Origin of the sequence: Flavobacterium branchiophilum NBRC 15030 = ATCC 35035, from assembly GCF_002217205.1 — a bacterium.
Taxonomy (GTDB): Bacteria; Bacteroidota; Bacteroidia; order Flavobacteriales; family Flavobacteriaceae; genus Flavobacterium; species Flavobacterium branchiophilum.
On record NZ_MUGT01000086.1, the window covers coordinates 8,974 to 30,546 of the forward strand.

Sequence of the window (21,573 nt, forward strand, 5' to 3'; positions counted from 1 at the left end):
AATATATTTGGTATAATTTTACCATTTTATTCAATTAGTCAGCATTTTATCTAGCACAAAAATTATTTTTTTAAATATAATGTATTAAATAGTAAATAATTAGTAGTAAATCAGCAAATCCTATTTAAAAGAATAATATTTTTATCCCTTCAATTTTTCGTTTTGTTGATGGCGGTCGTGGTCTCTATGTGTTTTGAGGTCAAGTTTTTTGTCAAAAGCCGCTTGTAAATTAATGCCTGTTTGATTGGCCAAACACAACACTACAAACACAACATCGGCTAGCTCTTCTCCTAAATCTTTATTTTTATCCGATTCTTTTTCGGATTGTTCTCCATATCTGCGGGCAATAATTCGGGCAACTTCACCAACTTCTTCTGTAAGTTGTGCCATATTGGTTAGCTCATTAAAATAGCGAACGCCATGGTTTTTTATCCAAGTATCTACTTCTTGTTGGGCATTTTTAAGATTCATTTTTGTTTGGTAATTTTAGTGTTTATACAAAATCGTAATATCATACCAAATATACGTCTTTTTGGCAAATACTCAAAGACAGTTATTTTTAATCTATATTTTTTTCAATACTATTTTTTGGTTTTCACATTCGTTTACTTGTTGAAAAAAAGTTTTTAAATCATTATAATAAATTTCTGATATCACACATTGATTCATTTGTAAATTTGACGAAACTTGAATAATATTATCCGCTTTTTGTATTTGAAATTGGTAATGGGCTAGATTGCCTTCAATGGCTAAATTTTTAGTTATAGGCATACTTTCTACTTGGTATCCATCAGGAATTTCGATAGAAATAGCAGCTTTTTTTTCAAGTGGATATTCAAAACAAATAGGGTTTTTTCTGGTTTCCGCTTTTAGCGGATTGCCTTGCAATGCCACAAAAATAAGTGGGTTTATATAAATTTTGTTACCAATCATTTCGATGAGATTTTGCGTTTCAAATTGAAATTTTTCTATGACGGGCTTGGATAAATCATCCTTTAAATTTTCTTCTTTGTAGTTATTTATTTGAATATCATGAAGCTCTTTTTCAAGTTCTTCCAAATACAATTGGGGTTGCACCTCTTTTTTCGACGTTCGGAATTGCAGTGCTTGATAATCTGTTCGGATTATTTTTGTTTGACCGAGCACTTTTCCTGAATTTTCAATCTTGGCAATAACAAATGTTTGAAGTTTTGATAATTTTTCAGGTATCAACTGAATTTCTTCAGATATTCCATCGTTTTTTACCAATCTTCCCGTCCAATTTAGCGTTTCAATTGGCAATATATTGGGACAATTATTTGGGTTTGTTGCATCCAAAAGTATTCGATTGCCATCTATTTCGGCCGCTATAATCACATAATTAAATACCGTTCTACTTGGAAATACGGGCACACCATGAGATTTGGTACTAAGCAAAACCGGATAACTCTGAATTCCTGCATGATTGAGCATGGCATTTAAAATAAAATGTATTTCGGCCACATTGCCTGTTTGTTCATCAAAAGCTTTTTTTACTCCTTTTTCAGAAAAAATTCCATAATGATGATTCCAATTCATTCTTTTTTGAATAAATTTATAAATGGTATGCATTTTTTGAATTTGAGAAGTATCTAATTTGATTATTTCAGTTAAATTTTTTTCTATATATTTTCGCTCTTTGATTTCTTTTCCAAAATCTTTGTCTTCATAAATGGTTTTGGCAACACCATCCCATGTTTTAGAATAATCTTTTATCTCTTGGCCCGGAAGTCTCACTCTTTCTATTTCGTGCTTGATACCCGATTTATAATTGTCTAAATTATCTACAAATGGTTCATCTACTATTGCGGGCACTTGCCAAGCTTCGTAATTACTTACAATATGTTTGAATGAAATATGGGTAGTATTGCCATATTGGTTTTGGCCACTTTGATTTGCTGTTTCTAAATTTGACGTTACTTTAACCTCTATTTTGCCTTTCAAAATGGGTTTGTAAATGTAATATTCTGGAATTTCCGTATGATATGCTGCATAATAAACGGGTATTTCATGTTGTATTTCAAACTCTGGAAAGGTTAGTAAATTTTGAGATTTCAATACATATTTAAACTCCACTATCGAACCTTCTTTAACATTGGGCATTGTAATGATCGCTTCGCCCCAATTTGTATTCTTACTTTGTTTGAATTTTCCTTCGTTTGACAGCTTTGTTTTTACGATTTTTCCATTTTCTAAATTATAAGTGTAGGCATCAAAAAAATGTACACTTTCTGCCTCGCTCAAATTCGATCCTATATAGTAATCTTTTTTAAAATTTGCCCAGTTAAATCCTTCTTTTTTATAAATTTTGATTCGATAATGGTATTGATGTTCTACAACAAACCGACTATCATTTTCTTTAAATTTAAAATTTGTTAATGCTTTGCAAAATAATATAGAAGCTACAGCATTGGTATCAATAGTACATTTTTTCTCTGAAAGCATAGCTATATTAACTGCTTCAAGATCAGGAGTTTGAGCTTGAAGATGCAAGGTAAAGGCTATCAGTAAGTATATTATTTTTTTCACAACCCTATATTTTTTTCAATACTATTTTTTGGTTTTCTTTATCAATCATTTGTTGAAAAAATACTTTCAAAACATCATAATATTCTGCAGGTACTATGGCTTCATTGATAGTTTCTGTAATAGCAATTTGTATTTTATTATCATTTTGAACAATAATGTACTTCATGGATCCTAAGTTGTCCACCGCAGCAATATTCATATTTTCAGGCATTGATTCTACGACATAGCCCTCTGGCAATTCGATATTAATATTGTATCTGGTTTCTATTGGATACGAAAAATCTATTGGATACTCTCTTACATCTAATTTGAAAGGGTTTGATTTGGTTACTAAAAATAGCATTGGGGTAAAATAAATTTTTCCGTTGATGAGTTCACTATCATTCCCGTCTTTAAACGAAAAAGTCTCGCTAACGGCCTTGGACAAATCTGTCATATTGTCTTTTGTATAGTCGTTTATTTCAATATTGTTGGATTTTTTTTCTAACTCTTCCAAATAGCCATCGTCTTTTGAATTGTTATTGGATTTTCTAAAACTCAAAGCCAATTGATTTGTGTATTGTTTGCGAATTTTACCATTAAAGGTGCCCGATGGATCTAAATTGGCAGTCATATTAATCGTTTCTCTGGATACTTGTTTGGGCATCAAATCGATTTGTTCCGACGTGCCATCTTTTCTAATTAATCGTCCAAACCAGTTTAAGTCTCTGTTGGGCAATACATTTGGAGTCGAATATTTATCTGTTGCATCTAATAAAACCACTCCTTCTGCCGTTTCTACAGCCGCAATCACGTAGTTGAAAGCCGCATGTGATGGAAAAAGGGCAATACCATTGTCTCTGGTGCTCAATATTACTGGATTTGCAGCAAGACCTGCATATCGCAACATTGCGGTGAGCATCAAGTTGATTGCTGCAACATTTCCTACACCATCAGCATAAGCTTTTCGAACGCCCTCGTCCGTTCCATAGCCATAGTAGTCATTCCATTTCATTTTAGATTTGACAAACTGATGGATGGCAAACATTTTTTCCTCATTTGTCCCCAATCCTTTGATTAACAAGTCAATATCTTTTTCAAAATAGCCTGTTTTATTCAATTCCAGACCAAAACTGTCAAAATCATAAATGGTTTTTACAACTGAATTCCAATCCGTCGAATAACTTTTCAAAGGCTTGCCAGGAAATTTGGTCATACTCAATTCATGAACAATACTAGCCCGATAATTGTTGATATTGTTTACATAACTTTCGTCTTTCATCGACGGAATAGCTGTCAAAGTATAAGTGTTTTGTTCTTCTAAATAGTCAAATGAATTCTGACTGTAAGCACTTTGAAAACCACCATTGGTACGCTGCATGGCACTCATATTGATAGTTCGATTGACTTTATTTGTAGTAACTTTTGGAAAAATATAACCTCGTTCAGATGGTTTGTAAACATAATATTCGGGTATTTTTGTTTTAAATTCTGAAAAATTTACAGGGATATCATATTGAAAATACCAATCAGGCAATTCGCCAAATCGGTCTGAACGAATGGTATATTCATATTCTATTACCGACCCTTCTTTTACATTGGGCATCGTAATTTTTTTTCGTTTAGAATATTTATTAATCGTTTCATCAAAAATACCATCGCTTTTTAGTTTCGTTTTTTCTATTTTTCCATCAACCCAATTATATGTTACTGCTTCGTCAATCGAAACAGACTCTTTAGAACTTCCCGAATAATAATAAGGTACACTTTTATTAGCCCAGTCATATCCGTCTTTGTTATATATTTTAATTCGGTTTTTTACGGTTGTTACCATTACAAAACCATCATTTTGATTATATTCCATCCGCACATCTCCTGTTTTATACAATATAGCAGCAGGGGCATCTGTTTCGATGGGATGTTGTTTTTCTTGCAATTCGGCCGCACTCACTTTGCCTATTTTAAACTCTTGTGCATTTGTGGTTATCCCTATCAATAACCCTAAAATTAATACTATTTTTTTCATTGGTTGTGTGTTATTATTGGTTGTAATTAATGTTTTTTTGTTAATTTGTTATTGTTTTATGATTCGAAAAACAGCATCCGTTTTTGTAACATAAGAAGGTTGAACGCTATTATTTGCAGTATTTTGCGTTAGGGATAGTAGTGGAAATCCTTTAGCCCCCCACCCAGCCCCCAAAGGGTCAGTTGTATTGCACGAATATAGCTCCTGATTTTGGTAATAAAAAAAATATTTCACAATATTATATTTATTTTGGAGTTCAATGAACGTTGTTTGCAACGGATAACCTGACCCTTATGGGAACGCCCAAAAAGTTTTAATTGTGTTGCTGTTTTATTCCTAATTTAGCCCATAAAAACGAATTTGTATTTCAGATGTATCAAAAATTTAATAATCATATTTTTTTCAAGATAACCTTTGCATTATCATTTTTAGCTACTTGCTCTCTAAACAATCGGTAGGCATCATATTCTGCCTTAGGATAAGTGCCGCTTTTTATCATCAACTTACGTGAATACCGAATATGTTCTGCATCTTTTTTTACAAAAGTAGCCTGATATACACCATACTTATTTTCAATTTGCATAGTACTTGGCAAAAATTCTACAACATAGCCCTTCGGAATCGTTACTTCTATGTCGTCTTGGTCTGTAAATCCTCGCTGTATTTCAAATGGCGTTTTTCTATTACGAATCCGTTTCAATTCGGCGTTAGATTGATTGAATCCATTGATAGCAAATATCATATTTTGTTGGTTGATTTTTCCATAATTTTCTGCCGAAATCTGCACTTGTTCCTCAAAATCGACTTGATTTTTATCATCTACAAAATGATAAGACACTATTTTTAAATTTTCGATGTTTTGCCAATAATGCTTATAATGTTTTTCTACTTCCAATGCCTGTTCGGTAGCCAATCGGTAATGGTATCCATATTGTGTCCCTTTTGAATGTAAGGTAACATTACCATTAATAACTCCCGTATCCTCTAATGTATATTGACCTGTAGTTTGGAGCAAATTTTCTTGTGGCAAATAAGTTTTGGTTTTTACTATTTCGCCGCCCTCGGGCTTGATGACTAAAACCATACGGTCGTCTGTAAAATTAGCCTGATAACCAAATGGGCTGTCTTGACTTGTACACTCCAACCAAATAGGATTGGCACCATCTGGCACACACAATATCATGTGATTGCCTTGCATCGAAACAAAATCTGGGTCTATATCTTTTTGCGTTCGATTGCCATACAATATCGTGTGATAACTAGGTACATCTACCGCCTGCAACAAGGCTTTCATATAATTTGACAAAGCCTTACAATCACCATACCCCAACCGATCTACATCTGTTGCATACATGGGCTTCCAGCCACCAATTCCTATTTGAATACTCACATACCGTACTTTACTTTGCAAGTATTCATATAAAATTTTTGCTTTTGCCATCGGACGGGTTTCACTACCAACTAACGATTTTGCTTTCAACACAGTAGCTTCTGGCAATGCCAACGTGCCCGTCAATATTTCGTCTTGATACCATTTCCCAAATTCTGTCCAATTGGTAGCCTTACCATCTACACCTTCTAAATGAAATTGTGTTAATCCAAACATCACTTTAGGATATATTCTGGCAACTGGACTCAAATCTTCGTATCGAGAAGCCAAAGTTACAGGCAACTCAAACTCCCGTTGTCCTTCCATTTCTCGAGTTGTTACCTTGTAATCTGCTAAATTGAATGATTTATATTTAAAACCCAACGCCTCCGGATACTGAATTTTACAAATCGATTTTTCAATACTCACACCATCTTCTTTTATAGGATGCCAAGTGGGGATAAATGCCGTATTCGATGTTGTTGTTTCACATTCATAAACCATCGTAAATGGATATACTGTTGGTGTATATTCCAAAAACAACACCCTATTGTCAGAAAAAATGGTGCCTCCATCAACCACTGTAACATCTTTAAAATCCTTCCTCTTTATACGCTTAATCTCCATCCCAACATCATTATAAATCGTGGCAGTAATAGCATTTATCCTCGTCGTTTTGTCATAATGTGCATACGCATTCATGGCATCAAGCCCTTTACTATTCAATACGGTTACCACGCGATGTTCCCGAATTTCCATCTCTCGCTGCGATTTTATCGCTACTTCCATCAATTCATATCTTACAATTGCATCTGCATTTTGTTTCAAACTATCCGCTATTTGTTGAACAGCATACACATTATCTTGCGAAAAAGTTACATTTGTAACAAAAAAAATTAAAATAACCACACGTTTTAACATCTCAAAGTATTTTCTTCAAAAATATAAACTTTTTTCAGAAAACAAAAAAAATCAATTACTTTTTTTAAAAATTCTAAAAAAACCTCCTTTGTTCCATTACCATTACTACCCATACATCTATTAGCCAAAAAAATGTTTGCCCAAACTTGTTTTTTTAATACTTTTATCGTTACTTTGCATCGCTCATATATTTATTATTTTAGTTATCACGAAAGGCGGAGGGACAGACCCAACGAAACCTTAGCAACCCTTTATCAAAAAGAAGGTGCTACATTCTACTTATTCCAAAAAATAAGACAGATAACCCCGAGACATCTCTCAACTTTCAAACATAACATCACTAATATTTTTATCTAGGAGCTAATCCCGCTTTTCGCTATATCTTTTGTTTTTTAAAGAAAAAAACAAAAGGATGTCGCTTCAATCGGGGCTAGGGGCAACCGTTTTCAAAAGAAATGAAGATTTTTATCAATCAAAATTTTTATAAAAATAAACATGTCAAAAATTCAAAATGCACTAAAAGAAAGAATCCTTGTCCTCGACGGAGCCATGGGAACCATGCTACAACGAAACAATTTTTCCGAAGAAGATTTTCGTGGCGATCGCTTCAAAAATTTTCCACATCCGTTAAAAGGAAACAACGATTTACTTTCCATCACACAACCCGAAGCGGTAAAACAAGTACACCGTTTGTATTTTCAAGCAGGTGCCGATATTGTTGAAACCAACACCTTTTCTGGCACAACCATCGGAATGGCCGATTATCATTTGGAAGATTTAGTTTATGAACTCAACTTCCAATCCGCTAAAATTGCCCGTGAAGTAGCAGACGAATTCACAGATCGTCCAAGATTTGTAGCCGGTTCCATCGGACCTACAAACAGAACCGCGTCTATGTCGCCAGATGTCAACGATCCGGGTTACCGTGCCGTTACTTTTGACGATTTGCGAGTGGCTTATAAACAACAAGTCGAAGCCTTAATCGATGGCGGTTGCGACGTGCTTTTAGTGGAAACCATTTTTGACACCTTGAATGCTAAAGCCGCTCTTTTTGCCATTGAAGAAGTAAAAGAAGAACGAAATTTAGATATTCCCGTAATGGTTTCAGGCACCATTACCGATGCTTCAGGAAGAACACTTTCAGGGCAAACCGTGGAGGCTTTCCTAATTTCCATTTCTCATATTCCGTTATTGAGTGTTGGCTTCAATTGCGCTTTAGGTGCCGACCAATTGAAACCCTATTTGAAACGGTTGGCAATGAACACCCAATTGAATATTTCGGCTCATCCCAATGCTGGTTTACCTAATGCCTTCGGACATTATGACCAAACCCCAGAAGAAATGCAAGCCTTGATAAAAGAATATTTGAAAGACAATTTAATCAATATCATCGGTGGTTGTTGTGGCACAACTCCCGAACACATCAAAGCCATTGCTGATGTAGCGAAGGAGTTTAAACCTAGAAAAGTGTAAAAGTTGATAGTTGTTGGTTGTTGGTTGATTGAAATCAAACAACGATCAACCAATAACCAAAAACAAAAAAGATGGAATATATAAAATTAGATGTTTGGGTTGAAACTAGGAAATTAGTAAATTTAATTTATGATGCTACAAAAGTTTTTCCTAAAGATGAAATATTTGGTTTAGTGAATCAAATGAGAAGATGTGCTGTTTCAATTCCTTCTAATATAGCGGAAGGTTGTGGTCGACAAACAGCTAAAGACACGATTAATTTTTTACATATTTCTAGAGGGTCATTGTATGAGTTAGAAACACAATGTTATTTAGCATTGGATCAAAAATATATTGATGATAATAATTTCACTATTATTTTAAATCAAATTCAAATAAGCAAGAAATTGTTAAATGGATTCATTAATTACTATAAAAAAATATAATTATGGGTATTGAAATTACCAACAACAATCAACAACCAACAACCAACAAATATTTAAAATTATCTGGACTTGAACCATTGTACATAAAAACAACACCTTCAGACTCCGATTTTTCTACATCGGAAAGTGTTCCCCCTTCGGGGGCTAGGGGGCTTTTCGTTAACATTGGCGAACGAACTAACGTTACCGGTTCCCGAAAATTTCTTCGATTAATCAAAGAAGAAAAATACGAGGAAGCCTTAGATATAGCTAGAAATCAGGTGGAAGGTGGCGCACAAATCATCGATGTGAATATGGATGAAGGCATGTTGGACGGGGTGTATGCCATGACCAAATTCTTAAACTTAATTGCTGCCGAACCCGATATTTCTCGTGTTCCCGTAATGATTGATAGCTCCAAATGGGAAATCATCGAAGCAGGATTGAAAGTCATTCAAGGAAAAGGGGTAGTGAATTCTATTTCGCTAAAAGAAGGAGAAGAAAAATTCATTGAATATGCTAAAAAAATCAAGCGTTATGGGGCTGCGGTAATCGTAATGGCATTTGACGAAAATGGTCAAGCAGATAATTACGAGCGACGTATCGAAATTTGTAAAAGAAGTTACGACGTATTAGTCGATAAAGTAGGTTTTCCTGCTGAAGACATTATTTTCGACCCGAATATTTTCCCTGTTGCCACCGGAATGGAAGAACATAAATTGAATGCTTTGGATTTCTTTCGTGCTACAAAATGGATTAGAGAGAACTTGCCTTATGCCCATATTTCGGGAGGTGTAAGTAATGTTTCTTTTTCGTTTAGAGGAAATGACAAAGTGCGTGAAGCCATGCACTCAGCATTTTTATACCACGCCATTAAAAACGGAATGACCATGGGTATCGTGAATCCTGAAATGTTAGAGATTTATGATGAAATTGATCCTGTTTTATTAGAACACGTTGAAGATGTGTTGCTAAACAGAAGAGAAGATGCAACCGAGCGTTTATTGGAATTAGCCGAAAGTTATAAAGGTGATTTCAAAGCCAATGAAAAAGCAATTGCTGAATGGAGAAATGGTCCGATTCAAGAGCGTTTAACCCATTCGTTAGTAAAAGGAATTGACGAATTTATAGAAATAGATGTAGAAGAAGCAAGATTGTCTGCCAATAAAGCCATAGAAGTTATAGAAATTAATTTAATGGCAGGAATGAATGTAGTAGGTGATTTATTCGGAAGTGGAAAAATGTTTTTGCCACAAGTAGTAAAATCAGCTCGAGTAATGAAAAAAGCTGTGGCTTATCTTCTCCCTTATGTAAGCCCCCCAACCCCCGAAGGGGGAGCTCCCAGCATTGAGGAAAAGCAATCATGGGAAACCGCTAGTCCCGTTTTGTATAACATCTTGAAGGAAAAAGCCAAAGAAATGCGAAACAAACCAACAGAAGCAGAAAAAATGCTTTGGAATGTTTTGAGCGATAAAGGAATTGATAACTTTAAATTCAGAAGACAACATATTATTGGTGAATATATTGTTGATTTTGTATGTTTAGAAAAAAGATTAATTATTGAAGTTGATGGTTCTATTCATAATGAGTTAGAACAAATTGAACACGATAAACAAAGGACAGAATGGCTAAAATCTAAAGGTTTTAGAGTAGTTAGATATACCAATAATCAAGTTCTTTCAGATCTTTTTAATACCATAGAAAATATACGCAAAGAATTAAACGCAATCTTGGTAGCTCCCCCTTCGGGGGCGGGGGGGGCTGGTCGTATCTTAATGGCTACTGTAAAAGGCGATGTTCACGATATTGGAAAAAATATAGTTTCAGTTGTTTTGGCTTGTAATAATTTTGAAATCATCGATTTGGGCGTGATGGTGCCACCCGAAAAAATCATTGCAGCTGCGGTTGAAAACAATGTGGACGTTATCGGTTTGAGTGGTTTGATTACGCCTTCCTTAGACGAAATGGTGTATTTGGCTAAAGAAATGGATAAATTAAACATCAAAATTCCAATGATGATTGGTGGAGCAACCACATCTCGTGCCCATACCGCCGTTAAAATTGCTCCTGAATATAAAGGAACTGTTGTGCATGTAAATGACGCTTCGAGAGCTGTAACAGTTGCCAGTCATTTGCTTCAAGAAGAAACCAAAGACAAATACACCCAAGACATTCGGACGGAATATGATGCCCTTCGGGAAGGCTATTTAAGCAGAAGTAGAGATAAAAATTTCTTAACCATAGAACAAGCTAGAGCCAATAAATTAAAATTAGATTGGAGTAATTACATCCCTGTGAAACCAAATTTTATTGGAACAAAAACCATTGCTGTAGCTATTGCTGATTTAGTGCCTTATATTGATTGGACACCATTTTTCAATTCTTGGGAATTGTATGGAAAATATCCCGCTATTTTAACCGATGAGGTGGTTGGCGAACAAGCCACATCTTTATTTGAAGATGCCCAAAAAATGTTGAAACAATTAATCAACGAAAATTGGTTGACTGCCAAAGGTATTTTGGGAATTTTTCCAGCCAATACAGTGAATGATGATGATATAGAGATACAAGCCCCCCCCGCCCCCGAAGGGGGAGCTTTCCTAACTTTACGCCAACAAAGTTTAAAAACCGCTGGAGCTCCAAACATTGCACTAGCTGATTTTATTGCGCCAAAAGACTCAGGAATTCAAGATTATATGGGTTGTTTTTGTGTAACCACTGGTTTTGGAGTAGAAGAAAAAGCCAAAGCATTTGAAAAAGACTTAGACGATTACAATTCGATTTTGGTCAAAGCTTTAGGCGATCGTTTGGCAGAAGCCTTTGCTGAATATTTGCATTTGCAAGTTCGAAAAGAAATTTGGGGCTACGCTGCTGATGAGAATTTATCGAATCAGGATTTAATTGCTGAAAATTACAAAGGAATTCGTCCTGCGCCAGGCTATCCCGCTTGTCCAGACCATTTAGAAAAACCAACCATTTGGAAACTCCTAAATGTAGAACAAGAAATTGGAGTAACTTTGACTGAAAGTATGGCCATGTGGCCAGCATCATCAGTATCAGGTTATTATTTTGCCAATCCAGAAAGCAAGTATTTTGGTTTGGGTAAAATCAAAAAAGACCAAGTTGAAGATTACGCCAAAAGAAGAAATATTAGTTTGGAACAAGCCACAAAATGGTTGGCTCCGAATATAAGCCCCTCCTAGCCTCCCCGAAGGGAAGGAACCGAAACCTAGTGAAAAATATAAATTAATTAAACAAAAACTGATTTACCCCTATCAGTATTCCCCCTTTGGGGGTTAGGGGGCTTTTATGAAAGTAACAGATCACATAACAGCAGCCAAAGGAGCAACATTATTCTCATTTGAAATTGTACCCCCTCAAAAAGGGAAAAGTATTCAAGAATTATATGATAATATTGACCCATTGATGGAGTTTAAACCACCTTTTATTGATGTAACTACCTCACGAGAGGAATACATTTATGTCAATAAAGGCAATGGTTTATTAGAAAAAAAATTAACTAGAATGCGTCCAGGAACTTTGGGAATTTGTGCATCCATCAAGCATAAATACAATGTGGACACCGTGCCGCACGTATTGTGTGGCGGCTTTACCAAAGAAGAAACCGAATACCTTTTGGTCGATTGCCATTATCTTGGCATTGACAACGTCATGGCGTTGCGTGGCGATGCCATGAAAGACGAACAGTCATTTATTCCAACCCAAGGCGGCAACCATTATGCCGCAGATTTGGTTTATCAAATCAAACAATTAAATCAAGGGAATTACTTGCATGGTGTAGCCGATAATGATAACAAATCTGATTTTTGTATTGGTGTAGCGGGCTATCCAGAAAAACATTTGGAGTCGCCATCTTTAACAACTGATTTGAAACGATTGAAAGAAAAAGTGGATGCGGGGGCAGATTATGTGGTTACCCAAATGTTTTTTGACAACAAAAAATATTTTGAATTTGTAGAAAAAGCCCGTGAAATGGGCATTACCGTGCCTATTATTCCAGGAATTAAACCCCTTGCGGTACACAGACATTTACAAATTTTACCTCAAATTTTTAGAATTGACTTACCCGAAGAATTAATACAAGCGGTAGAACAATGCAAAAACAATGTAGCGGTAAGACAAGTAGGAATCGAATGGGCAATACAACAATCCATAGAACTTAAAGCTGCTGGAGTGCCGTTATTGCATTATTATTCCATGGGAAAATCCGAAAACATCCGTCAAATAGCGAGTAAGGTTTTTTAGTGGAAATTTAAACCAAATATACGGGCATTTGGAATAGGTTGTATCTTGAAAAAAAAGTAGTCGGTTTTGAATCGGTTTTTTTTGCGTGAGGGATAGAGGTGGAAATCTTTTTTGTTTTTTTCTTTAAAAAACAAAAAAGATTATTTCACAATATTATATTTCTTTTGGAGTTCAATGAACGTTGTTTGAAACGTATAACCCCACCCGGAGTTTACGGAGGGGCACGCCCAAATTATAGGTGCTATAAATCATCGTTTTTTGATATGGTTCGGGCCATTGAGATATAAAAAATGCCCAATATATTGGGCATTTTTTTTTAGACTGTCTTATACCAAATATACGTATAAAATATATTTGGTATTACAACTGATAAATCACGGCTTCGTAAGGTTCAAACTCTACGCCTTTTGAAGGCGTTGGATAGTTGTGTAATTTTACGGTTGCTTTTGTCAAATTCAGTTTGGTTTTTAAACGACTTTTTTGATCTGAAAAATTCAAAACTACTAAGAATTTTTTGCCTTTCCACTCGCGGGTATATGCAAAAACATTAGGATTTTGCTCATCAACTACGGTGTAAGTTCCATATACAAAGGCCAATTCTTTTTTTCGGAGTTGGGTTAATTGTCTGAAATAATTCAGAATCGATTGAGGGTCTTTTTCTTGTGCTTGAGCATTAATTTTTTCAAAATTAGGATTCACTTTTAGCCAGGGTTTTCCCGTAGTAAAACCACCATTTGCCGTGTTGTTCCATTGAAAAGGGGTTCGGCCATTTTCTCTGGAGGTTTGTTTTTGTCCTTCCAAAAAGGCTTCCAAATCGCCTCCCTTTAACTTCAATCCTTCATATTTATTGCGGGTATCAACGTCCTGATAATCAGCAATATCATTAAATCTGATATTGTCCATTCCTAGCTCGTCGCCATTATAATAAAAGGCTGTTCCACGCATGGTTATTACAAAAGTGGATAATAATTTTGACGAAAATGTTCTGTATTGTGGTGTATCGTTGCCAAATTTGCTCAACATTCTGGGTTGGTCATGATTGGCCAAAAAGATAGACAACCACCCTTTATTTTTGAATGTTTGATCGTATCTCGAAAAAATATTTTTAAATTTTACTAATCCAAAATCTTTCAAATGCTTGCCAATATCCACACTTTCAAAATGATAGGCAATATCCAATTCCTTACGATCTGGATCGACAAATTTTAAAGCATCTTCGGGCGAACTACCCGCCCCTTCGGCCACAGTCATGATGTTGTATTTACTAAAAACCTCTCGATTCATTTCCTGCAAATAATCATGCAAATGAGGGCCAACACCATAATATTTTATAATGTTTTTCTCATAACCTTTTGGCAATTCTGGCCACGAAGTATCTTTTGATGCAAACTGAAAGGCATCCATTCTAAACCCATCAATACCTTTGTCCAACCAAAATTTCATGATGTCGTACACTTCAAACCGTAATTTTGGGTTTTCCCAATTCAAATCTGGTTGTTTTCTCGAAAAATAGTGCAAATAATACGAATCCGTCTGGGCATCATACTTCCAAGCCTCGCTATTCACATCAAAAAAACTCCATCTGTAGGGCGGTTTACCTTTTTCGGCAGGCCACCAATGGTAATAATTCCTGTAAGGATTGTCTCTATAAGTTCGGGCTTGTTTGAACCACTCGTGCTCATCGGAACTGTGATTGACAACCAAATCCATAATCAACTTAATCCCACGTTTGTGCATTTCGTGCAACAACAAATCAAAATCGGCCATCGTACCAAAATCGGCCATAATTTCCCGATAATTGCTAATATCGTAGCCATTATCATCATTTGGCGAAGTATAAATTGGGTTGAGCCAAACCGCATCAACACCCAAACTTTTCACATAATCCAATTCCGATATAATCCCTTTCAAATCGCCAACACCATCCCCATTGCTATCCTTAAAACTTCGAGGATAAATTTGATACACCACAGCCTCTTTCCACCAGGCTCTATCGGCGTCGGTATTGGTTTTTACAAGCGTATTTTGGGCCTCGGTCAAACTAGAAACTATCATAAATACTAGAATTAATAATTTTTTTAAAGTTAATTTTCTCATTTTTAAAATATATTTAGTTGCATTTTTCTTATTCAAAAACAAAGTAATTGATCAATTCTAATTTTTTTCAAATCCCATCGTTGCTGCTGTATCCACACCATTTGCACACACCATTAGTTCCATAAATTCTTTTTTTTTGGGCACCTGATCCGCCCTCCGTTCCCGCTTTTTTTTCTTGCCGCAAACCCAGCAAACCCTTTAGCGGCAAGAAAAAAAGAGCTCCACTCAGGTCGGGGTGCGGGGCTTGTGCAAGCATTTTATTATTGGTTTGATTCACCAAAATTTGGGCATCAACATCCCTCAAAAACTTATTTTTTTTCAGTAATACTAATGGCATACCCTCCTCCAGGAGCACAATACTGAGCCAAATTGGTTTTGCTAGTTACCTCTAGTTTATATATTTTATAGGCTTGCGGATTTGTTTTATAATGGGCATCCTTTGCATCGGCATATATGGTGGCTACATACTTTTTGTTTGTATCCAAAAACGACAAAACCATACTCGATGTACGGGCATAATTGCCATTTACATTACCAACAAACCAGTTATTACTGCCTTTTGCCTTACGAGCAACTGTAATATAGTCGCCAGGCTCGGCTTCTAAATAAACGCTTTCGTCCCAATCAACTGCCACGTCTTTAATAAACTGAAAAGCATCTGGAAAACGGTTGTAATGTTCTGGCAAATCAGACACCATTTGCAAGGGGCTATACATCGTTACATACAAAGCCAATTGATTGGCCAACGTAGCATTGACATGCGATTTGTTGTCTGGATTTATTTTGCTCATGTCCATTTCAAAAATTCCAGGCGTATAATCCATTGGCCCACCAATCAATCTTGTAAAAGGCAAAATGGTAACATGGTTTGGCTTTGATCCGCCAAAAGCCTGATATTCTGTACCTCTAGCAGCTTCGTTGCCTATCAAGTTAGGATATGTTCTACAAATTCCGGTAGGTCTTACGGCTTCGTGTCCATTGACCATAATGTGGTATTGAGCCGCTTTTTCTAATACATGTTGGTAATGGTTTACTATAAATTGACTGTAATGATAATCACCAACAGGCACTATATTGCCTACATAACCCGTTTTTACGGCACCATAGCCGTTGTCGTTCATAAACTGAAATGCTTTGTCCAAATGGCGTTCATAATTGCGTGTAGAACCCGATGTTTCATGGTGCATGATCATTTTTACGCCCTTAGATTGAGCATATTGATGAATGCCTTTTACATCAAAATCGGGATAGGGCGTTACAAAATCAAACACATAATCTTTGGCATGTCCAAACCAATCTTCCCAACCCACATTCCAGCCTTCTACTAAAAGCCCTTCGATGCCATTTTGCGAGGCAAAATCTATATATTTTTTTACATTTGTTGTGTTGGCTCCATGGGTACCGTTGGGTTTTGCTTGAGCAAAATTTGTAACTCCCAATTGAACCGAAGGAAACTCATTTGTATAAGACCAAGTGCTTTTGCCAGTTATCATTTCCCACCAAACGCCTGCATATTTTATTGGTTTTATCCACGAGGTATCTTCAATTTTGCAAGGCTCGTTCAAATTTAAGGTCATTTTCGAGGCCAGTATTTGACGGGCATCGTTGCTTACCATTATGGTTCTCCACGGCGTTTGTCCAGGGGCTTGCATATCGCCTTTGTCGCCATTGGCACTTGGTGTTAGCCACGATTCAAAAACCATATTTTTGTCGTCTAAATTCAAGTGCATACAAGCATAATTAATCAAAGCAGCCTCGTGCAGGTTAAGGTACAACCCGTCTGCAGTTTTCATCATCAATGCCGTTTGAACACCTGTTTCAGAAAAAGGAGTTTGCGAACAATTTGGGGTAACAGCCTGTTTATGTAACCCTCTGATTTCTGATAATTTAGAGGTAGTGTAGTCGTATTCTTGGGTGTCATAATCGCCCGCAATCCAAAATGCCTTGTGGTCTCCTGTCATTGCAAACTGTGTTTTTTCCTCTTTGATTGTAAAATACACTAAATTTTTCTGACTAGGAAATTCATATCTAAATCCAAGCCCATCATCAAAAAGTCTGAATCTGATAATGATTTGTCTGTCGGTTCCTTTTTGGTTCAAAGTTACGGCCATTTCATTATAATGGTTGCGAATAGTAGCTACCTCGCCCCAAACTGGTTTCCAATTTTCGTCGAAAGTGCTGTTTTTTGTATCTACAACCATAAAATCATGTAGCAAGGATTTGGCATCGTTTTTCAATTCCAATCCCAATTTACTTGGTTTGATTACCATTTTACCTTTAAACGAAAGTTGGTACATAGGTGTTCCGTTATTTTGTAACGAAAAATCCATCACCAATTGTTGGTTTGGCGATTTGAGTTGTTGCCCTATTGCTCCTTGAACAACCAAAAGCCATAAAAATCCTTTAATAAAAATGTTCTTCATCTTGTTTTGTTTTTTAATTGATGCAAATTATTTTTTCTGGTAGCAAAAATAATTACTTATCATTTGTTTTTTACTATTTTTTGCTGTTTGTGCCTCGTTTTATTTTAAAATAACAAAATAGCTATTTTGATTGAATTTTTAATAACAAATAAGCCATTTATAAAATAATTTGTTTGAAAAATAGCTTTTAGTTTACAAAAAAATAATTTTGTTGATGCCAAAAAAACCATGGAGCCACTTGAAAAGCTTCATGGTTTTTGGAATAAAAAAATGTAGTTTAGTTTCAATTTAATTATCAATTCAATAATTATTCTATAAAATTACAAAACAATATTCAATAATTGTATGTTTATTTTAAACGAAAACGATTGATAAATATCGAAAACGATTTCGATTTCTTTGACATGACCGTAATTTTGGTTTCAAAAGGCCATTTCTGTTTTAGTCTGCCTTTGGAAGTGCCATCTTATTGAAAAGCATCATGGCACTTTGGACTAATTATTCCATTCTTTTGGTATAAAAAAGTATTGCAAACAAGCAACAACAAATATTAATAAAACATCTATTGAAAATAAACTGCAAAATACTTGACAACGCCCTTTTTACAATCGTATATTTGCCACAATTAAATTTTTAGTGAAATAAACAGCCTAATTTTAATTTTTTTAAACAATAAATAAGCAATTAATGAAATTATCACAATTCCAATTCAATTTACCCAAAGAACTTTTGGCCGAATTTCCTGCAGAAAACAGAGATGAATCACGTTTGATGGTTGTAAACAGAAAAACACAAACCATAGAACACCGCATGTTTAAGGATATTATAGATTATTTTGACGATGGTGATGTTTTTGTAATAAACAATACCCGTGTTTTTCCTGCACGATTGTATGGTAACAAAGAAAAAACAGGGGCAAGAATCGAGGTATTTTTGTTGAGAGAGCTTAATGCAGAACAACGTTTGTGGGATGTATTAGTAGATCCAGCACGTAAAATTCGTATTGGCAACAAACTTTATTTTGGTGATGATGATTCATTAGTAGCCGAAGTAATTGACAACACCACTTCGAGAGGTAGAACGCTTCGTTTTTTGTTTGATGGATCCTATACAGAATTTAGAGAAAAATTAAAAGAATTGGGCGAAACTCCCATTCCAAAATACATCAATAGAGAGGTGGTTCCAGAAGACGAAGAACGTTATCAAACCATTTATGCAAAAGAAGAAGGAGCAGTTGCAGCACCAACAGCTGGCTTGCATTTTTCTAAACATTTGATGAAAAGACTTGAAATAAAAGGGGTACATTTTGCCGAAGTAACATTGCATGTTGGCTTAGGCACTTTTAATCCTGTAGAAGTAGAAGATTTGTCTAAACACAAAATGGATTCTGAAGAGCTAAAAATTACGCAAGATGCTTGCGATATTGTAAATGCTGCCAAAACAAGAAAAAGCAAAGTTTGTGCTATTGGAACAACCTCTATGAGGGCTATTGAAAGCTCCGTTTCGTCTGCCGCTACACTAAATCCTTATGATGGTTGGACAAATAAGTTTATTTTTCCGCCACACGATTTTAGCATTGCCGATGCCATGGTTACTAACTTTCATACTCCAAAATCTACCTTATTGATGATGATTTCCGCTTTTTGCGGACACGATTTGATGCGAAAAGCCTACGACGAGGCCATTAAAGAGGAGTATAAATTTTATTCTTATGGCGATGCCATGCTGATCATTTAAAAATAATGAACTCAAAATAGCTAAAAACCCTAACCTTATTTAGATTAGGGTTTTTTTGTGATGCCATAACAAACACAAATATATTGGGATAATCTATTAAAAATACAACAAATCTATACATGAAGTATTGTTTTTTTATTGCTATTTTATTTATATTTGCCAATAAAAAATCAAATTAATAAAAATGGTACAATACAACCCCAAAGATTGGATTACATTTATTTTTCGTTTTCATCAATCAGATACGTTTAGACAGCTTATACCCATGATGCTATTTATGGGCTTTTATTCTGGTGGGATTGCCTATTTAGAAATAGAAAAATGGAATTTGTCTGAAAACAGTCACGTAAAAAATTTAACTATCTTGCACTCCACCGTTGGATTTGTATTGTCGTTATTGCTTGCTTATCGAACCAATACAGCCTATGATAGATGGTGGGAAGGCAGAAAACAATGGGGAGCATTGGTAAATAACAGCCGAAATTTAGCTTTAAAAATGGCTTGTATTTTAAAAGAAGATTCCGATAAAATATTTTTTCGTAAAGTAATTCCTGCTTATTCGTCGGTATTGGCCAAACATTTGCTCAACGAGGAAGTAGGTAAAGTTCTATTTGAAGGTTTGGATTTACAAATAGACCATCAAAAACACAAGCCTAATCAAGTTGCTAAAATGCTTTTTCAAAAAACGACTGATTTATATCTTTCCAAAAAAATTACCGACACACAGCTATTGACAATAAATGCTGAACTGCAATCGTTTACAGATATTTGTGGAGCTTGTGAAAGAATAAAAAATACTCCTATACCCTATTCCTATAGTTCATTTATAAAAAAATTTATCTTTTTTTTCGTAATGACATTACCTTTTGGATTCGTTTTTAGTTTGGGTTATTATGTTATACCCGTTGTCATTTTTATCTTTTATGTATTGGCTAGTTTAGAATTAATTGCCGAGGAAATTGAAGATCCGTTTGGAACAGATGCTAATGATTTGCCTATGAAAAAAATAGCCTCCAATATAAAAAAGCATATTGAAGAAATTTTATAAATATATTTGGTATTACAAAAATATGGCACCTTCCGTTAATAAAAAAAGCCCTAAATCTGGTTTAGACTAGGGCTTTTTTGGTATTATATAATGGCTTTTACTACTGCTTTTGGTGCTTCTTTTCGGGTGCCGTCAAAACCATCTACTCCTGAAACGGTGGTGTATTTCAACACATAACGTTTTCCGGGATTGATGATTTGGTAGGCCGCCTGACACATCAAAGTCGCTTCGTGGAAACCACAAAGAATCAATTTCAATTTGCCTGGATAGGTATTGACGTCACCAATAGCGAAAATACCAGGAATGTTCGTTTGGTAATCCAAAGCGTTATTTACTTTGATGGCATTTTTTTCGATTTCCAATCCCCAATCGGCAATTGGACCTAATTTTGGTGTCAAACCAAAAAGCGGAATGAAATAATCGGTTTCTATCGATCTTTGAACACCGTCTTCGTCAAGGACAATAGATTCAACGTGGTTTGTTCCATTAACCCCAACTACTTCAGCAGGAGTAATCATTCTGATTTTACCTTCGTTTTTCAACTCTTGTACTTTCTCTACTGAATCCAAAGCACCTCTGAATTCGTTTCTTCTGTGAATTAAAGTTACTTCTGTAGCTACATCAGCCAAGAAAATACTCCAGTCCAAAGCAGAATCTCCTCCACCTGCAATTACGACTCTTTTATTTCTGAACTCTTCTGGATTTTTGATAAAGTATTTTACGCCTTTATCTTCGTAAAATTCGATATTTTCAATCAAGGGTTTACGAGGTTCAAAACTTCCTAAACCTCCTGCAATGGCAACCACTGGGGTGTGGAATTGCGTCCCTGCATTAGAAGTTACGATGAAGGTTCCGTCTTCTTGTTTCTCAATGGTTTCAGCGCGCTCCCCAAGTGTAAATCCTGGTTCAAACTGCTTGATTTGCTCCATCAAATTATCTACTAAATCGCCCGCTAACACTTCCGGGAAACCTGGAATATCATAAATCGGTTTTTTAGGATATAATTCGGAAAGCTGCCCGCCTGGTTGTGGCAAAGCATCTAGAACGTGACATTTTAATTTTAATAATCCCGCTTCGAATACGGCAAATAAACCTGTTGGGCCTGCTCCAATTATAAGTATGTCTGTTTTAATCATGCTATTCAATTTTATTCTTTTATTATTATACTTTTTTTTATTGGTTATACCAATTAATTGAGTTAACCATTGCTTAACCTTTTGAACCATTAAGATATTAAGTTTCATTAAGTCTTAAACTGTCTTAATTTTTTAATGTTTCCTTAA

The 21,573-nt window shown here is 35.4% G+C and carries 14 protein-coding genes and 1 riboswitch; of the genes, 6 read left to right on the plus strand and 8 right to left on the minus strand.

Annotated features, from left to right (window positions below):
* Positions 1-141: 141 nt before the first annotated feature.
* The 4 genes from B0A58_RS10375 to B0A58_RS10395 all read right to left on the minus strand — a co-directional run bounded on the left by B0A58_RS10375 (position 142) and on the right by B0A58_RS10395 (position 6,842).
* Entirely contained in the window at positions 142-471 is a 330-nt protein-coding gene (locus tag B0A58_RS10375; RefSeq protein ID WP_089081001.1) for a nucleotide pyrophosphohydrolase, read from the minus strand.
* A 93-nt stretch (positions 472-564) separates the two neighbouring features.
* Positions 565-2,547 (minus strand): DUF3857 domain-containing protein, encoded by a 1,983-nt coding sequence (locus B0A58_RS10380; RefSeq protein ID WP_133063124.1) that lies wholly within the window; start codon positions 2,545-2,547, stop codon positions 565-567.
* A gap of 4 nt (positions 2,548-2,551) precedes the next feature.
* Positions 2,552-4,552 carry a DUF3857 domain-containing protein gene (locus B0A58_RS10385; protein ID WP_089081003.1) on the minus strand — a complete coding sequence of 667 codons (2,001 nt, stop codon included), beginning with the start codon at positions 4,550-4,552 and terminating at the stop codon, positions 2,552-2,554.
* Positions 4,553-4,943: 391 nt separating this feature from the next.
* Positions 4,944-6,842, minus strand: coding sequence for a DUF3857 domain-containing protein (locus B0A58_RS10395; RefSeq protein ID WP_089081005.1), 1,899 nt, complete (start codon positions 6,840-6,842; stop codon positions 4,944-4,946).
* 200 nt (positions 6,843-7,042) lie between these two features.
* Positions 7,043-7,149, plus strand: a riboswitch (SAM riboswitch).
* 188 nt (positions 7,150-7,337) lie between these two features.
* Here B0A58_RS10395 and B0A58_RS10400 point away from each other — a divergent pair.
* The 4 genes from B0A58_RS10400 to metF all read left to right on the plus strand — a co-directional run bounded on the left by B0A58_RS10400 (position 7,338) and on the right by metF (position 12,985).
* Positions 7,338-8,315 (plus strand): homocysteine S-methyltransferase family protein, encoded by a 978-nt coding sequence (locus B0A58_RS10400; protein ID WP_089081006.1) that lies wholly within the window; start codon positions 7,338-7,340, stop codon positions 8,313-8,315.
* A gap of 71 nt (positions 8,316-8,386) precedes the next feature.
* Positions 8,387-8,740, plus strand: a complete 354-nt coding sequence (locus B0A58_RS10405) for a four helix bundle protein (protein ID WP_089081007.1) — start codon at positions 8,387-8,389, stop codon at positions 8,738-8,740.
* A 2-nt stretch (positions 8,741-8,742) separates the two neighbouring features.
* The gene (locus B0A58_RS10410; protein WP_089081008.1) at positions 8,743-11,922 is read left to right on the plus strand and encodes a vitamin B12 dependent-methionine synthase activation domain-containing protein; all 3,180 of its coding nucleotides are present in this window, start codon (positions 8,743-8,745) and stop codon (positions 11,920-11,922) included.
* A 106-nt stretch (positions 11,923-12,028) separates the two neighbouring features.
* Positions 12,029-12,985, plus strand: a complete 957-nt coding sequence (metF, locus tag B0A58_RS10415) for a methylenetetrahydrofolate reductase [NAD(P)H] (protein WP_014085061.1) — start codon at positions 12,029-12,031, stop codon at positions 12,983-12,985.
* Positions 12,986-13,345: 360 nt separating this feature from the next.
* Here the strand turns inward: metF and B0A58_RS10420 are convergent, their stop codons facing one another.
* From B0A58_RS10420 to B0A58_RS10430, 3 genes are all read right to left on the minus strand, one after another.
* Entirely contained in the window at positions 13,346-15,082 is a 1,737-nt protein-coding gene (locus tag B0A58_RS10420) for a glycoside hydrolase family 13 protein (protein WP_089081009.1), read from the minus strand.
* 67 nt (positions 15,083-15,149) lie between these two features.
* Positions 15,150-15,338 (minus strand): hypothetical protein, encoded by a 189-nt coding sequence (locus tag B0A58_RS10425; protein ID WP_133063125.1) that lies wholly within the window; start codon positions 15,336-15,338, stop codon positions 15,150-15,152.
* A 52-nt stretch (positions 15,339-15,390) separates the two neighbouring features.
* Positions 15,391-17,505 carry a glycoside hydrolase family 97 protein gene (locus tag B0A58_RS10430; RefSeq protein WP_089081011.1) on the minus strand — a complete coding sequence of 705 codons (2,115 nt, stop codon included), beginning with the start codon at positions 17,503-17,505 and terminating at the stop codon, positions 15,391-15,393.
* A gap of 687 nt (positions 17,506-18,192) precedes the next feature.
* Between B0A58_RS10430 and queA the strand changes: the two genes are divergently transcribed.
* Together queA and B0A58_RS10440 are read left to right on the plus strand one after the other, a co-directional pair.
* Positions 18,193-19,242, plus strand: coding sequence for a tRNA preQ1(34) S-adenosylmethionine ribosyltransferase-isomerase QueA (gene queA / locus B0A58_RS10435; protein WP_014085065.1), 1,050 nt, complete (start codon positions 18,193-18,195; stop codon positions 19,240-19,242).
* A 184-nt stretch (positions 19,243-19,426) separates the two neighbouring features.
* Entirely contained in the window at positions 19,427-20,290 is an 864-nt protein-coding gene (locus tag B0A58_RS10440) for a bestrophin family protein (RefSeq protein ID WP_089081012.1), read from the plus strand.
* An 83-nt stretch (positions 20,291-20,373) separates the two neighbouring features.
* On the opposite strand, the gene B0A58_RS10445 is transcribed toward B0A58_RS10440, so the two are convergent.
* Complete coding sequence (locus tag B0A58_RS10445; RefSeq protein WP_089081013.1) at positions 20,374-21,426, minus strand: NAD(P)/FAD-dependent oxidoreductase; 1,053 nt, start codon at positions 21,424-21,426, stop codon at positions 20,374-20,376.
* Between the last annotated feature and the right edge of the window lie 147 nt (positions 21,427-21,573).

Bases quoted from the DNA above. Each gene is read 5' to 3' on its own strand.
- queA (WP_014085065.1), top strand. From the start codon at position 18,193: ATGAAATTATCACAATTCCAATTCAATTTACCCAAAGAACTTTTGGCC.
- metF (WP_014085061.1), top strand. From the start codon at position 12,029: ATGAAAGTAACAGATCACATAACAGCAGCCAAAGGAGCAACATTATTC.
- B0A58_RS10425 (WP_133063125.1), bottom strand. From the start codon at position 15,338: ATGCTTGCACAAGCCCCGCACCCCGACCTGAGTGGAGCTCTTTTTTTC.
- B0A58_RS10440 (WP_089081012.1), top strand. From the start codon at position 19,427: ATGGTACAATACAACCCCAAAGATTGGATTACATTTATTTTTCGTTTT.
- B0A58_RS10410 (WP_089081008.1), top strand. From the start codon at position 8,743: ATGGGTATTGAAATTACCAACAACAATCAACAACCAACAACCAACAAA.
- B0A58_RS10430 (WP_089081011.1), bottom strand. From the start codon at position 17,505: ATGAAGAACATTTTTATTAAAGGATTTTTATGGCTTTTGGTTGTTCAA.
- B0A58_RS10395 (WP_089081005.1), bottom strand. From the start codon at position 6,842: ATGTTAAAACGTGTGGTTATTTTAATTTTTTTTGTTACAAATGTAACT.
- B0A58_RS10400 (WP_089081006.1), top strand. From the start codon at position 7,338: ATGTCAAAAATTCAAAATGCACTAAAAGAAAGAATCCTTGTCCTCGAC.
- B0A58_RS10385 (WP_089081003.1), bottom strand. From the start codon at position 4,552: ATGAAAAAAATAGTATTAATTTTAGGGTTATTGATAGGGATAACCACA.
- B0A58_RS10445 (WP_089081013.1), bottom strand. From the start codon at position 21,426: ATGATTAAAACAGACATACTTATAATTGGAGCAGGCCCAACAGGTTTA.
- B0A58_RS10405 (WP_089081007.1), top strand. From the start codon at position 8,387: ATGGAATATATAAAATTAGATGTTTGGGTTGAAACTAGGAAATTAGTA.
- B0A58_RS10420 (WP_089081009.1), bottom strand. From the start codon at position 15,082: ATGAGAAAATTAACTTTAAAAAAATTATTAATTCTAGTATTTATGATA.
- B0A58_RS10375 (WP_089081001.1), bottom strand. From the start codon at position 471: ATGAATCTTAAAAATGCCCAACAAGAAGTAGATACTTGGATAAAAAAC.